We start from the raw sequence: 15,488 nt of genomic DNA, 5'->3' as shown, positions 1-15,488 counted from the left end.
GACCAGGCATTGAATCTTTTATAGATGGAATTCCAGCAGCCGAACACCTTGGGCAGGTCGCGCCACGGACAGCCAACCCGCATTCGATACAGTATTCCTTCTACCGTCATGCGCAGATTGCGCTTGTTATAAATCGATTCTTGAAGCAGAATCTTCTCCAGCTTCGACCAGTACTCATCATTGAGCATTATTCGGGGCATCGCAAACTCGTTTTGTTGGTAGTATGGGAACCCCAATATTACGAGTTTGTTTCTATCTATGAAATACTTATCTTAAAACGTCAACAGACCCTAACAAATAGCCACTTCAAAACTTTTGAAGAATCGGAATATTGATCACCTACCCAGGTGCTTAGCTCCTTGGTATGCTGGAATGGATTAACATTAAAACGTTCTGGCTCTTTTGTCCATATTTTGTAGATGTATTCATAGGACCTAAGCCCCTTCAAAATCTTAAGCCACTTTGCGAAGTTATAGTTCCTCAGGAAGTGGTGATATGCGTTTTCAGCTGGCTATGGGAGATATAGCCGTAATGTTTCACTATAGTTTCCTTGATGGTTCTGCTCATGCGCTCGAATCAATCGCTTTTCGGTCCCATTGTCACCACTGACGCAATCAAAAATAGGCATAAAGCGTATTTATCACAGGCACGGTTGGCGAACTGGATAACGTTGTCAGTAAAAACAGCATGGATTCTGTAAGGGATAGCTTTAAGCAGGTTACGTAAAAAAATCTGCTGCGATCCTCTTTGGCGAAACACTCATGTAGCTCGGTGCAAGCGTACTTTGACATTCAGTTAATGACAACGAACAGATACAGCCCGCCTTCCTCCGTTTGAGCTTCCACGTATCGGTATGAAAGTAGCCGATGGGATATTTTTTAAACTTCTTTTTCCTGAGTTTATCGCCTTCACTCTCCGACAAGCGGGATGTGCCGTGGCGTAGCAGGCAGTGATGCAGGTTTGATCGAATTAGGCCGGGAATGGTCGACTGCAAAGCATAAAGACAATCATACAAAGACAGAAGCGTATATCGGTGCAAGGCGATAACGTTGCCGGCCTCCTCTTTCTTCGCCAGAACTATCGATGCCGGCTCCTTTGGTCCTATCACCGCATCATGAAGAAAATGACCGCTTCTTCTACTGATATTTTTTGATTAAAAAGTATCCTTTTAGAAATTTATTTACTATAATAAATGCAACTAAGTTGCATATTATTTTTCTATGCCCAATAACTTCTACGAAAAAGCCAAAGAGCTGATTAGACATACCGGGAATCGCCTCACTCATAATAGACTTAGAACGCTTGCCATACTATTGGCAGAGCAATATGCACTTACCCATCGTGAGATTGAAGAACGATTAAACATGAAAGAACAACTAGATCGCGTAACGCTTTACCGCGTTCTTGAATGGTTGAGCAAGAATAATTTAGTGCATAAAATCGCAGGAGATGACCGAGTATGGCGTTTTCGTGTTAACACGGAACTACATTCACATCAACACGCTCATTTCATCTGTACACGATGTACCAAAGTAACATGTCTGAGCGATTACAGAATTAAATCTAGCCCTTCCTTACCGCTTGGTTATTTATTTCATGAAATTGAATTAACCATTAAAGGATTATGTGCTGAATGCGCTTGATAGACCCGCCATTCAAAAAATCAAATAACATCATTTTACAAAATGATCATTTTTTTCTCTATAAATGCAACTTAGTTGCATTTATAAATCCGACAATCTTCTGATATTTAACCATAAAGTATTTTATCAATATGTCGCATCGCAGCGTCACAAAAAATAGTACACAGCATAGCCAAAAAGTACGGCTAAGGCTAACTGCTATGAGTCTAATTATCTTTGTTTTCAATACTATTGCTCAAGCTGAAGAAACCAACAAAGCAATTAAACTTCCCGAGGTCACCATCACTTCGACGCCATTTCAAGACCGGAGTGAGCTCAATATGACTCAACCTACTGCTGTTTTACATGGAGACAATCTCCGCAGAAAACGCGAGGTAAATCTGGGTGATACTTTATCTAGTGAGCTTGGCGTAGCGTCGAGCTCATTTGGGCAAGGCGCCGGTCGCCCTATCATCCGTGCTTTGGATGGGCCACGTATCCAGGTACTGGAGAATGGTATCAGCACACTTGATATTTCTTCTCTCAGTCCAGATCACGCTGTCACTATTGAGACGCTCAATACCTCGCAAATTGAAATTCTGCGGGGCCCAGCAACCCTGCTTTATGGTGGAGGGGCAACTGGTGGAATAGTAAATGCTGTCACTGGGCGCATCCCTAATCAAGTGTTTAAATCATTAAAAGGTAATTTTGAAGTACGTGGAAATACAGCAACTGAAGAAAGAACTGGGGCACTCAATGTAAATGGCAGTTTTGGCCAAACTTCATGGAGTGTCGGCGGCTTCAAGCGTAAAACGAGCGATTACGATATTCCCGGGCATGCCAATATTAATCAGGATGTTAACAATGAAAAGAATGTAGTCAAAAACAGTGCAGTTGATTCTCAAGGTTTGTCTGTTGGTAGCTCTTATATAGGTGAAAGAGGATTCTTTGGTGGCTCTATCTCATTACAGGAGAGCAAATATGGGATACCCACTCCTGAAAGACCTACTATTGATTTGACCCAAGCTCGTTACAACCTGACTGGGGAGCTGGACACCCCCCTTACTGGCCTTGAAAAACTCAAAGTACGCATGGGCTACAATGACTATAAACATAACGAGATTGAAAGTAATGGGGAAATCGCGACTCGTTTTAAAAATCGGGAATTGGAAACGCGGGCTGAGTTTTTGCATTCGCCTATTGCAGATTTAAAAGGTTTATTCGGCATACAATTTCAGGATCGAACATTTTCTGCTTTGGGTGAAGAGGCGATAATACCCGTGACAAAATCACGTTCTACTGGGCTTTTCCTTATCGAAGAACGCAACTGGGGTAATTTTCGATTTGAATTTGGTAGTCGCTATGAGTATGCCACACGTGATCCACAAAACAACATTGACCGGTCTCGCGCATTCGGTCTGTTCAATGGTTCCGCCGGCACTTTCTGGAATTTTATAAAAGACTATAACTTAGGATTGACAGCAACGCATGGCCAACGCGCGCCAGCGATAGAAGAGCTCTATATAAATGGTCCTCATCATGCTACAGGCACATTCCAGATTGGCGATAATGCGCTACATAAAGAAGCCACCAATAATCTTGATTTGTTCCTTAGCAAAACTGCTGGATTCATGAGATGGAAGGTAAATGCTTTCTACAATCGCTTTAACAACTATATTTTTTTAAGAAATGTGGATACGAATGGAGATGGCATTGCTGATCGCGTTGATGAAGATGAAACATTAAACCCGCAAGGTGAATTTCAATTACTGAATATGGCTCAAACAGACGCAACCTTCTACGGAGCAGAAGCGGAAGTTATTTTTACGCTCAAACCTAATAATTTAGACTTGCGTTTATTTACAGATTATGTACGAGGCAAATTAGACCACAACGATGGAAATGTTCCACGCACTACACCCCAACGTTTTGGGTTGGAATTAAATTATCAACTGGGACCCTGGGCTGCGAATTTGACCACCATACACGTGCTCCGCCAGAATAAGCGAGCTGAACTTGAAACCAGCACTTCCGGTTATACACTACTCAATCTAGAAGCTAGCTACCGCATAAAAGAAACTCAATCAAATGGTATTAGACTCTTTGTCCAAGGAAAAAATTTGCTTGATGAGGAAATACGTATTCATACTTCTTTTTTGAAGAATTTTGCACCCTTACCTGGAAGAGCTTTAGTAGCAGGAATAAGAGGTGATTTCTAAAACCCGCTCAAATAGGAGTACCTTTTACTCACAGACTCAAGGTATCACTTATAGTTAAGGGCACCTCTAAAAATTCATATTCGTCACAATACTTCGTTGTTCACAAAAAATGTTTCCTTACATATCAATTATATGCTGCGCTAACATTTTTTGTTCTCGCCTTGTCTTGTTTAGAGCTCTGGATTTTTAGAGGCACCCTTAATTTATAAAAATATTGTAGGATTTTTAGTCAGTGCAATTAATATAATATAAAAAAACACTATCTGAGCCATAATCCAGGCGCTCACTTTTATTGTGTAGGTCTTGCCGAATCTGAATGCTGTCATGCCCAACCCAATATAAAGAAGCAATCCCGCAACTTTTGCAGTCAGCCAAGAATCTACAAGCGGGTATTGTTGTATCAGGGCCGCTAGCACGATTGCACTGGTTAGCAGCACTGTATCAATTACATGTGGCATTATTTTTACCCAACGTTGCTGTAATTGAGCTGATGAACGCATCATCCAAATCCCCCGTGTCAGAAATAACAAATAACTGAGTATGACACTGGATACATGAATCATTTTTAATACCGTATAGCTCATCACCCTTCCCCAAACAAAACCCAACCATGACTACCAGCGACTGCACCCGCAACTGTAATCAAGCTGATACCTAACAAAAACCAGTGCAGACGCTGAATCAACACGAATGTTTGTTCTGGCTTATTTAGTGCTCTAGTCTTAAACCATCTATGGAGTACCCATGGCTCCAGCACAAAAAGCATTAGCGTAAAAACACCCCACACGAACACCATGGCATGCATCCACCAGAAATGGAGCTCAACAAAACGGTTCCATCCATCTAAAATATGCACCATGTAAAAACCACTCAGTCCTACTAACAATGTGGTATAACGCGCTTGAGTAGCAAAGCGGCTTTCAATATGCTCGAAGAACTCGATACGTTCTCCAGCTAATTTCATTTTCGCTACGGCAGGAAGTAGGACTGTTGTTACCATGGCAACACCACCAATCCAAAGAACTACACCCAATATATGCAATACCCGAGCTAAAACAAACTCATCCATACTGAATTATGCTTGAATTTTTTTACATGAATGTGCCAAGAGCTTAGACTCTATTCACAAGGAAACCCATTCCTTCGCTTCGTCATAATCAGAGAAAACCATTACATCGGCATCGATAAACAAATTTGATACCCATGCACTCCATGCCTGCCATTGATTATTAGTAACTACCGCAACTCGATCGAATTCACTACCATGCTCACGCATAAATTTGATCTCTTCCCAAGCGACATCAACCGTATAATCCACCATATCCCGCCAATCAAATAACAAATTTATCTTATCTTCAGGATGTGATCGATATAACACCTTGTCTTCAAATTCTTTAAAATCACTGAGAGTAAATTCCCCAATTACAGCTACAATGATCAGGTTATTGATTTTTTGAATAGTAATCATGCGCGCACTCCCAGATATAATATATTCATTATAAATAATTTAATTCACCACGTGAATATTATTGAATCTAGCGCCTGCCAACACTTACTTATTGAAGCACTTCTCAGGCTTAATGCCCCTCCTAACATAATCATCCCCATCCCCACCCAGGCAGAAATGGGCAAAGCCTCATGCCATAAAAAAACATCCCATAATCCTGCAAATAATACTGTACTGTATGCAAGTGCACTAACTACCATAGTTTTACCGACGCGATAAGCCCTGGTAAGTGCTAGCTGTGCAAGAGTAGCTGTTATGCCCACCCCAACTAATATCCATAAATTATTGGAATCAATAGCACTAAATGCAGTTAACCACAGCCATATACCGGTTATTACCGTACAGATCAAGGTAAAATAGAAAACCACTACCCATTCAGATTCACCCAATTTACCAAGCTGTTTCAGATTAAGATGGGCAAGACTTGCAAAAATCCCCGACATCAAACCAATTAATCCAGCCTGCCACTGATCTTCATGTAAAGTTGGTCGTAACAACAAAACTACGCCTATAAACCCGAGTAAGATTGTCATAACCAACACCCAATGGAAACGTTCTTTTAAAATAATTGCCGTCAACAATGCTAGAAATAGCGGCCAGGTATTATTCAGGGATATAGCGGTTGCTAATGGAAGTTGTGTAATGCAATAAAAAAATAGTAACAATCCACCGAGACCAAACAGTCCACGCCAACAATGAATCTTCCAGTATTTAGTAATCAATGGCATCCGACGAGTACGCATAGCCAGATAGGTTAAAAATAGACCAATTAAGGAACGGTAAAACACCAACTCGATACTAGAAAAATAGACTGCACCTAACTTTACCAACATTCCCATACAGGCAAACATAAAACCCGCTACGAGCATCCACAACGAATGCATCAGTCATTATTTAATAAAAAATACATTTCAGAATAATAGTTAGCTAGCATAAGTAAGAACCTATCTCTCTTTGCAGGAAATTATGAAAATGCAACATCCCAGCTTCCATCGGCATTTGATAGGGACCAAATTCATTAATATTTTGTTTATAAAGTGCACGACGCCCCTTTGTCATCAGCCTGCAGATTTCTTCGTCTTCTAAAGCAGTTTCGAAGTATGCTGCCTGTTCTGCCTCAACGAATTCACGCTCAAACAAAGCAATCTCTTCTGGATAGTAAAACTCAATTACATTCATACAGCTTTCTATTCCAGTTGGTATTATTGTACTAATGATGAGGGTATGGGGGTACCATTCAAGCATCACATTGGGATAATAAAGTAACCAAATAGCACCATAAGGTGGTCTCTGATTATTATTGTACTGTAATACCTGCTTGTGCCATTTCTCATATACTGGCGTGCCTGCTCGGTCGAATTCAGGATTAACCCCTACAACTTGAACGCTGTACCAATCACTAAACTTCCAATAAAGTTTATTAGTATCAACAAAATGTCCCAAACCGGGATGAAAAGGCTCGACATGATAATCTTCCAGATAAACTTCTATAAATGTTTTCCAGTTACACGAATAATGATCTATATGAACACGATCAAATATATAACCCGTAAAATCAAAATCCTTGAGGACATTTAGATTGATCATATCATGTGCGACATTGCGTTCACCCGTAAACAAGAGCCCATTCCAATTTTGCAAGGATGTTTTACCCAAATTCAGACAGGGATTATTGCTAAAATACGGCGCCCCGAGTAATTTTCCGTCCATTGCGTAAGTCCAGCGATGGATAGGGCAAACTATATTTCTGGCATTTCCACGCCCTTTCAGCAAAAGCGCCTGACGATGACGACACACATTCGATAACAGCTCAATCCCATTCTCGTTACGGACTAATACATTGGCATCATTCATCCATTCCATGACTTGGTAATCTCCAATATTGGGCACCATTAATTCATGTCCAACATAACCTGGACCCCGATCAAATAATCGTTGTTTTTCTAATTCCAATATATGTGGATTTAAATACCAGTCAACAGAAAGTTGTTGTGGTTTCTCAGTCAACTCAGTCAACAATTGCGACATTTGCGCTAGACTAGACATATGAAATCATTTATTAAAGAAGTGATGTTCAACAGAAGTTTAATGCCGAATGGACAAATTAAATATTCAGAAATTCAAAAAAATAAATAAAACAGAAAATTGCGTCTATACTTATTATTATAAGGAAGACTCTAATATAAATAAGCTTCACTTTGAGGGCTGTAAAAAATTTACATTACCGGGATTCATGTCTACATTATCCTCTTATTTCATAAGATTACAATCTTGGCGTTATGCGTAAATCGCATGAATTGATTAAACATAAATTGGAAGAGTTATCTCAATGAAATTGAATCATCAAACAAGCAAAAAAGTCTGGGTATTTTTATCGAGTGCACTTATCATAGGACTTTCTTCCTGTAGCGATAGTCAGGAACCTAAATTTAGCAAAGCTCCCCTCAAAGGACCTACGACTGGAATACTCACTGATGCCGCTCCAGTTGCAGGTGTTGCTTATACGACATCTTCTGGCTCATCAGGAACTACGGATACACAAGGCATGTATCGCTATAACCATGGTGACAATGTCAAATTCCAGCTTGGTGAACTGATCATCGGTGACATCAAGGCTACTGGTATCGTTACACCAATAGAGCTGGCTGCAGGCAATGAGAATAAATTACAGAATCTGCCTGTCCTGCTGCAATCACTCGATTCAGATAATGATCTCTCGAACGGAATATTAATTCCAGCAGAAGCAGCTGCCGCACTTAAACCTACCCTTAATCTCTCGAGCGATCCAGTCAGTTTTGCTAATTCTGCGATACTCAAAACTGCGCGCGATGCTGCAGGCCTATTCGGCGATATCAAATCAGCAGAAGCAGCGAGTACCGATTTTCTTGCTAGAGGGATCAATCTCCTGAGTAGTCACATTTGGGTAAAATACGATGACACGAATGCAAGCGTTATACGAGTAGCAGCAGATGGCAGCGGTCAATACTTGCAGGGCGAAGCAACAGCAGATGATTCATGCGATGAAAACCGGGTTTGCGGAGGCGGTACTATTATTAAAGCCGGGGTAGAATACGGCATTGCAAACGCATCACAATTTGATACCAGAGGATTTAATCTCAATAGCTCATCATCTGTTGATACCAATCTGCGAGCAGGTTTATCACACCCGCGCCCTACTTGGCGAATCCATACAAATGGTGACGAGCTCATTATTTCTGACATCGTAGTCGCCCAAAGAGCAAGAGAACAAAGTGGCGTCTTCGGAGAACTCTTTCACATTGCGCGCCCAATTGAACTCAGTTCAGATGATGAACCCATTCTCACCGAGATCAAAGAAAAGCGATATGCTAAAATGGATAATAATGCCTCCGGTATTGTAGGTGCCTGGGCACTGGATCAAAATAGCGTTAAAACCAAATTATTTTTGTTCTTCCCAAATAATAAATTCATGTTGATCGATCCTATTGGTACAACTTTTCAGTCCGAGCAAGTGGAATGTGGAACCCCAGGGGTTGAGTTTGCCTCATATGCATACGATACCAACTCTAAGACATTGAATATGAGAAGCTTTATTTACGATACTAACGGCGGCTGTATCGGTTTCTCAAGCAGTTCCGACAAACCCATTTCATTTGATATCAGCGCAAACGGCAATACTGCGGTCTTAAGCAAACAAGGCGAAGCATCTATTACGTTATATCGGGTTTCAAAATAATTCATGAATAAACTTACCAAGGTGTGACAAAACAAGATAATTAAGCATTTTCACAATTCGGCGAGAGCAAGTTTTGCTCTCGTCCTCTTCTTAAGTTGCCCTTATCCTCGCCATTTATTCCATTTTTAAATCAAAACTGACTTTGTCGGCTTCACCTTGCCGTATTATTTATACTGTCTGCGGCTCGCCTTCGCGTCCTCTTTTTGATTTGGAAATGGCAGTACATTGCCGCTATCTGATTTTGATCAAACTACTTTGATATTTTCGATATTCAGTACTCGCCATATTGGATGTTAATGATCCTGAGCATAGGTTCAAATTGTATCCTTTCATGAATATAAGACCAGAGATTTCGTTAAACCCAGACTTTTTATTAGAAGCTTAATTATTTGATTTTTAAGGTATACTCAAAAAGGAGTATCAGGATAATTTGTTGATTCAATTAGAACCCGGAGTTCTAATGGAAAATTTGGGTTAAATGACTATAATCCACGTCGCACTCGATATACCTATTGATAGTCTATTCGACTATATTGCACCCGATGCAACACAGCTTGACATTGGTTTATATGCACGTGTTCCCTTTGGTAAAAAATTCATGATAGGCATTATCCTAGCCATATCTGATGATGCTCATGTTTCTCATGACAAACTAAAACAAGCTGACGAGATTTTACGGAATATTCCCCCAATACCTCCAACTCTCATAGAATTATTTGAATTCTGTAGTTGCTATTACCATTACCCCATTGGAAGGGTAATCATGAATGGAGTGCCCACGCGGTTGCGCAGCATTAAACCTGTGCTACAACGATCTATTACGTCATTTCTATTCCGTTTGACCGAAACAGGTCATGCTATGGCACTCTCTTCTATTCCTGGCCGGAATAAAACTAGACATTACTTGCTCACTCACCTTAAAGAAGTAGGCGCCATCACTAGCAAAGAAGCAAAGCAGCTCTCTCAACGTGCCCCGAAATTATTACAGGAATTTTTAGCTCAAGGATGGGTGGAAAAGGTTTTAGAAGAACCGGAATTCACACTAAACATAAATGCGTCTCCCATTTTGCAGCTCACAACCGAACAAATCACCGCAATTAATACCATCCAAGCTGAAATAGGCGTATTTAATACCTGGCTGCTTCATGGAATTACGGGTAGCGGCAAGACCGAAGTTTATCTCCAGATTACTTCAATGCTACTCAAACAAAAACGTCAAGTACTTATCCTGGTACCCGAGATCAATTTGACCCCCAGACTGGAAGAAATTTTCCGGTCGCGCTTCCCCACCACGCATCTGATCAGCTTGCATAGCAAACTCAATCCTACCGAACGTATGAATGGCTGGCTACAGGCACAGCGGGGCGAAGCGAGCATAGTTCTCGGAACACGCTTAGCCATTTTTACGCCACTACCCAAGCTGGGCCTGATTATCGTTGACGAGGAACATGATCCTTCATTTAAGCAACAAGATGGGTTACGCTATTCAGCGCGAGATATTGCCATTTTTCGTGCAAAACAAATGAATGTACCCATCTTGTTAGGCTCTGCAACACCTTCATTAGAAAGCTACTACAATGCTACAACCGGCCGATACCGCAAGATACTATTACGTGCGCGTGCAGTAAAAAACGCCTCACTCCCCATCATACACTATGTTAATACCCGCTCCGTTCAGCTCAAAGAAGGATTATCTGAACAACTGCTTGTTGCGTTAGAAAGAACTCTAACTCAAAAGCAACAAAGCATAGTTTTTATTAATCGCCGCGGTTATGCTCCTGTATTATTGTGCAAGTCTTGCACCTGGCTTGCGACCTGCTCTCGCTGTTCCAGTCGTCTGGTTGTACACCTGACTCAAAAAAATCTACGCTGCCACTATTGTGGTTACACAGAACAACTTCCACCAGCCTGTCCACAATGTGGCGATCAAGATCTCATGCCATTTGGTCATGGCACACAACGAATTGAAACTGCACTGGCAAAATTTTTCCCTCATGCCCGTATTCTTCGTGTGGATCGGGACAATACTCGAGGTAAGGAAGCTTGGCAATTCATATTAAATGCGATCCATAAACAACAAGTAGATATCCTGGTAGGCACACAACTTCTAGCTAAAGGGCATGATTTTCCTAATTTGTCCTTGGTAGGTGTGCTCAATGCTGATACTTCACTCTATAGTATGGATTTCCGTGCTGAAGAACGATTATTCGCACAATTGATGCAAGTTGCCGGACGAGCAGGTCGCGCTGAAACTGCAGGAGAAGTTCTTATTCAGACTGAATTCCCCAATCATCCTTTGTATCTCGCTTTGAAACATCACGATTACGATGCTTATGCACAAATATTGTTAAAAGAAAGGGAAATCACTCATTTTCCTCCCTACTCCTATCAAGCGCTGCTCAATGCGGAAGCGCCACATATTGCTACCGCGATAGAATTCCTCACCATGGCAAGCAAACTGGTCGAACCTGGAAAACAAATAGAAATATTCGATCCAGTTCCTGCACAAATGACACGACTAAAAGGACTAGAACGTGCACATCTGCTGGTCCAATCCCACTCTCGCAAAAAATTGCAGCTATTTCTCAGCAAGTGGTATATGAAACTCTGCAAAATTCCCCATCGTAAAGTACGATGGACTTTGGATGTTGATCCATCAGAATTCTAATTAACGTGAATTCGACATAAAGATAGCTATACTCGGCGCGGTTACAATTGCGGATTTTAAAAATGCTGAAACCATTAAATTATAAGGAGTTTTTTCGTTTATATTTTCCGCAACCATGACCGCGCGGAGTATACAATATAGCAAAACCAGCTAGAAATGATTCAAAGAGTATTCTCATTGTCTCATCTAGCACAAATGGGAATACGCCAAAGCACTGCGTAAACAACAAAACCAAACCGTTGAGATGCTCTTCAAATTCTATATATTCCGAATCATTCTTAACTGGTTACGCTATAGTAACCTGAATTTCTTACGGGCGCCTTTAAAAATTCAGAGTTCTAGACAAGACAAGGCGAGACGAGAACAAAAAATGTTGACGCAGCCTATAACTGATAGGTAAGGAAACATTTTTTGTGAACAACGAAGTATTGTGACGAAATATGAATTTTTAGAGGTGCCCTTATGATGAAATGATTCTGGGAAAGAGTTTCATCGCCACTAGAGGAGCCAGAATTCGATAGATGCTATAGTGATCTTTTATGCGATTGACGACTTTTGTCAGTGGTTTGAGTTCGAGGCATTGTATTCCTCGAACTCACATTTCATGAAACATCTATAATAAAACTAGCTAGACGTTCTTTTGACATTAAGTCAAGTCTAATATCAAATACCAACATCTCTTCTTCCTGCAAACCAAAATCTTAAATCCTCGCAGGTTGTTTCCTGGAAAACAAATTATTTATCCTTTTTCCACCATGGCAATCTTCTTCCGAACCAAAAAAGCATAGACTCTTAATACCAAAAATACCGAAAGGCTCAATTTCGCTAGGAATCATCTTATTATCGTTTCCAATAAATATTCCTTTACAGTATTGATTAGCTCTGACTCAAACATACCATTTTTTAGCTCAAAAACAGTTTTTACCCAACTTCCTCAATTTTAAACTTGAAGATCCTATGAATTCTGCTGCCGAAGATAAATCATCTTTACGATTGCCTTTGCTCATACCTATCATCGTCTACTTCCATTCGTTTCAATAAGGGTATGACCAAGCTCAAAATGCCTCGAAAGCAATCATAATCCATTTCTACCGCATAATTAAACAGCCTCAAATGCATAAAGCTTTTGACTCTTTTATATTAAGGAAACGCAGGAATTTTTGGTTCGGTAGTTTCGATTTCTACTTCTCCTATATGCTGTTTTATACGCTCTTCGATCTCACCTACCCGATCCGTTGGCACATCGGCGAATACTAGAAAATGACCTGCTTCTATTGCATTTTCAAATTCTTTAATTCGTCTATTGGCCGTACTCACTCCTATCATTCCACTTATCCATGCGCCTAGACCCGCGCTTACAACTGTTGTTGCTAACAAGATACCGCCTGCAATAACGGGTGCAGTAGGCGGAAGAGCGACTGCAACCAATCCAGCGAGTAGGCCAGTCGATCCACCTACCGCTAACCCTTGCTGTACCGCAGGAACAAAATCAGTTTTCTGTAGCAAATTGGCCTCTGGCAATTCCTCGAGCGGTGTACCGCGCTTGGCAAGCACGTGGATGTGTTTCTCTTCGATTCGTGCTAAAAGCAATTCATTAACGACACGCTTCGTAATATTAATATCGGGAACAAGAAAATAAATTCGTCGCATGATAACCTCCTCAAATTTAGGTTAATCAATATTGCTCAGCAAAGTAGATCGCCAATTAATGCAAAGAAGTAGCAATGGATTAAACCAATCCATTGTTAATACCAATTAATGGTAAGCGATAACCAATAAAGGGAGCAATAATGCAATTACATACATTATTCTGTAGTTCGTGGCGCCAAGAAAAATAGCAGCCATATAATAATCATGCTCCCTTCCTTCTTAGGAATTTGAAGTGATATTGCAAATAAACCAATAAAAAATACAAGGACATCCATGAGCATGTAAAGCAAGAACATTCCATCAGCTTTACGACCGATTTGATGTTCTGCCATTTCCCGAATCGCTTAGCCCAGTGTCTCAACAGAGCCATCATGGAAGTAAGGGCCTGTTTTAGCGACATTTCTAAGGCTAGGCTCTTTAAATACTTTGGTTCTATGTGAAATACCGTGGGTAAATAAACCGAAGTTTTCCATACAATAAATAAATCATATTGATGAGGTTGTTAATATTCTGGTAGCCTCTGGCACGCCATTTAGCAAGCTGAATCTTGTTATTGATGCCCTCAAGAATGCCATTGGTCAGACGGGATTCAACAAAGTGAATAATCCCGTTCCAATGAGAGATGATCGTGTTAGCAAAAGCCTGGAAAGCTGGAATGCTGGCTTGATTGACTTCATCGCATCACTGGGTAAGAAAAGCGTGTGCCCTGGATTTATCTGGCATGTTCCACAGATCATTGAACAGTATTTTGAGGCGGTAGGCCTTCCCCAAAGTAGGATAGAGGCGAATCATGCTAGTTAATTGTTGCTGTTGTGTTTCTGAGAGCGACTGAGGGTTTTTTAGAAAAGTGTATTGGTGGCCTTTAAGCGCATCGTGTTCCTTGCGTTCAGCTTGCGCACGGCATCCATTGCTTGATTGAGCAGTTTGACGATATGGAAACGATCGAAGTTAATCTGTGCACAGGAGAAAGTATCTTTGACGCCGGCAATGAAAGCAGGCGATAAATCCATGCTGACCTGCTGAATTTGCTCTGCCTGAGCCCCTTTTGATTGCAAATGCCTGCCAATGGCTTGAACGGCTAGTTTGCCTTTTCCTTCATTCACATCAATCACACGTTCACTTTCCCTATCAACCCCCACCGTGACATAGTGATGCCCTTTGCGTGTAGAGGTTTCATCGATACCCAGCTGGCTAATAGCAGGAGGATCATCTGCATGCAGCGCTCTTTGCCTAACCAATGGTTGAATATCGTCCAGATCTGTTACGGATTAACTTGCATTAGCTCAGCAACACGATTGACCGGCATCTCCCGTTCAATCATGGCAAAGCCAGGGCTTCAAACAACAAAGTAAAACCACTATTGGCGCGTGCCCACGGTACTGCTCCATTAACTACGTTATCTGACGATGTGGTAATGCGGGGAACCGCGCAATGCAAATAACCAGTATGCTCAAAGAAGTTAAGGTGCTGCCATGTCCGCTCCACTGTGTCATAAACACCGCAAAGATTTCCTGACTCATCTGCAAATCGTGCCCTTACAGCAAAACCAATCTGCAGGTGTCATTCTTTTCGCTTTGATTCAGCATGAACAAACTTTATTGCGTTGACTTCCCACGGAGACTGAAGGCCTAAAGCCAGACTAAACAAGATTTCACTATTCATCACTTAATAATGCCATACCCACTAAAATTCATATAGAGCCATACTTTCTTGTCAATCTCGACTCCGGTTACCTCATAGCGCCCCATATCATTCGTTTCATATGGTTCGATAAGACCTCGTATATTGAAGGAATTCTCCCCAATCGCTACACCATTATGCCAGTGTACACATCCCATATCGATGAATTTTTTCGGACTGAATCGCCCCGGGTTTACAGGAGACTCTATTTCTTGAGAGGATAGAGTAATGAAAAAACAAATAAGATATTCACCGGAGGTTCGTAAACGAGCTGTCCGATTGCTGTATGAACACCAAGGGGAGTATGAGTCGCAATGGGCGGCACTGGAATCGATAGCATCCAAGATAGGTTGTACTGCTGAGACGTTGCGTAAATGGGTGCGACAATCAGAGACTGATCAGGGCATCCGGGCAGGCATGTCAACCT

13 protein-coding genes and 1 pseudogene are annotated in these 15,488 nt (G+C 41.2%); 5 read left to right on the top strand and 9 right to left on the bottom strand.

The features are described 5' to 3' along the window. Nucleotides 1-200: transposase (locus BM122_RS17575; RefSeq protein ID WP_143083506.1), on the bottom strand; the 200-nt coding region annotated here is incomplete at its 3' end. Between the two features lie 1,020 nt (nucleotides 201-1,220). Here BM122_RS17575 and BM122_RS17570 point away from each other — a divergent pair. Then, on the top strand, nucleotides 1,221-1,643 hold the full coding sequence (locus BM122_RS17570; RefSeq protein ID WP_074906859.1) for a Fur family transcriptional regulator: 423 nt from the start codon (nucleotides 1,221-1,223) through the stop codon (nucleotides 1,641-1,643). 200 nt (nucleotides 1,644-1,843) lie between these two features. Further along, complete coding sequence (locus BM122_RS17565; RefSeq protein WP_074906858.1) at nucleotides 1,844-3,841, top strand: TonB-dependent receptor; 1,998 nt, start codon at nucleotides 1,844-1,846, stop codon at nucleotides 3,839-3,841. Nucleotides 3,842-4,044: 203 nt separating this feature from the next. On the opposite strand, the gene BM122_RS17560 is transcribed toward BM122_RS17565, so the two are convergent. Genes BM122_RS17560 through BM122_RS17540 form a run of 5 tightly spaced genes read right to left on the bottom strand, consistent with a single transcriptional unit; the run spans nucleotide 4,045 to nucleotide 7,376 of the window. Next, complete coding sequence (locus BM122_RS17560) at nucleotides 4,045-4,425, bottom strand: SirB2 family protein (protein WP_074906857.1); 381 nt, start codon at nucleotides 4,423-4,425, stop codon at nucleotides 4,045-4,047. After that, nucleotides 4,425-4,910 carry a hypothetical protein gene (locus BM122_RS17555; protein ID WP_074906856.1) on the bottom strand — a complete coding sequence of 162 codons (486 nt, stop codon included), beginning with the start codon at nucleotides 4,908-4,910 and terminating at the stop codon, nucleotides 4,425-4,427. The genes BM122_RS17560 and BM122_RS17555 overlap by 1 nt, the downstream gene beginning before the upstream one ends. Before the next feature lie 54 nt (nucleotides 4,911-4,964). Next, a complete protein-coding gene (locus BM122_RS17550) occupies nucleotides 4,965-5,309 on the bottom strand; it encodes a SpoIIAA family protein (protein ID WP_074906855.1) in 345 nt (114 codons plus the stop codon). A 44-nt stretch (nucleotides 5,310-5,353) separates the two neighbouring features. Further along, nucleotides 5,354-6,232, bottom strand: a complete 879-nt coding sequence (locus tag BM122_RS17545) for a DMT family transporter (protein WP_074906854.1) — start codon at nucleotides 6,230-6,232, stop codon at nucleotides 5,354-5,356. Between the two features lie 43 nt (nucleotides 6,233-6,275). Continuing rightward, nucleotides 6,276-7,376, bottom strand: coding sequence for an aromatic ring-hydroxylating oxygenase subunit alpha (locus BM122_RS17540; RefSeq protein ID WP_256212177.1), 1,101 nt, complete (start codon nucleotides 7,374-7,376; stop codon nucleotides 6,276-6,278). 301 nt (nucleotides 7,377-7,677) lie between these two features. On the opposite strand from BM122_RS17540, the gene BM122_RS17535 reads away from it, so the two are divergent. Further along, on the top strand, nucleotides 7,678-9,063 hold the full coding sequence (locus BM122_RS17535; protein ID WP_074906852.1) for an adhesin: 1,386 nt from the start codon (nucleotides 7,678-7,680) through the stop codon (nucleotides 9,061-9,063). A 478-nt stretch (nucleotides 9,064-9,541) separates the two neighbouring features. Next, nucleotides 9,542-11,731: a primosomal protein N' gene (locus BM122_RS17530; protein ID WP_074906851.1), complete on the top strand. Its 2,190-nt coding sequence runs from the start codon at nucleotides 9,542-9,544 to the stop codon at nucleotides 11,729-11,731. Between the two features lie 1,140 nt (nucleotides 11,732-12,871). On the opposite strand, the gene BM122_RS17525 is transcribed toward BM122_RS17530, so the two are convergent. The 3 genes and pseudogenes from BM122_RS17525 to BM122_RS17520 form a co-directional block, all read right to left on the bottom strand. Continuing rightward, on the bottom strand, nucleotides 12,872-13,381 hold the full coding sequence (locus BM122_RS17525; protein ID WP_074906850.1) for a DUF1269 domain-containing protein: 510 nt from the start codon (nucleotides 13,379-13,381) through the stop codon (nucleotides 12,872-12,874). A 155-nt stretch (nucleotides 13,382-13,536) separates the two neighbouring features. Then, entirely contained in the window at nucleotides 13,537-13,713 is a 177-nt protein-coding gene (locus tag BM122_RS23560) for a hypothetical protein (RefSeq protein ID WP_177198199.1), read from the bottom strand. Nucleotides 13,714-13,813: 100 nt separating this feature from the next. Next, a pseudogene (locus BM122_RS17520) lies at nucleotides 13,814-15,043 on the bottom strand (ISL3 family transposase). Nucleotides 15,044-15,289: 246 nt separating this feature from the next. Here BM122_RS17520 and BM122_RS17515 point away from each other — a divergent pair. Further along, a partial coding sequence (locus BM122_RS17515; protein ID WP_143083505.1) for a transposase occupies nucleotides 15,290-15,488 on the top strand: 199 nt, incomplete at its 3' end.

Source organism: Nitrosomonas communis, from assembly GCF_900114745.1.
In the GTDB taxonomy this organism is placed as follows: domain Bacteria; phylum Pseudomonadota; class Gammaproteobacteria; order Burkholderiales; family Nitrosomonadaceae; genus Nitrosomonas; species Nitrosomonas communis_A.
This window is presented reverse-complemented; position numbering and strand designations above follow the sequence as displayed.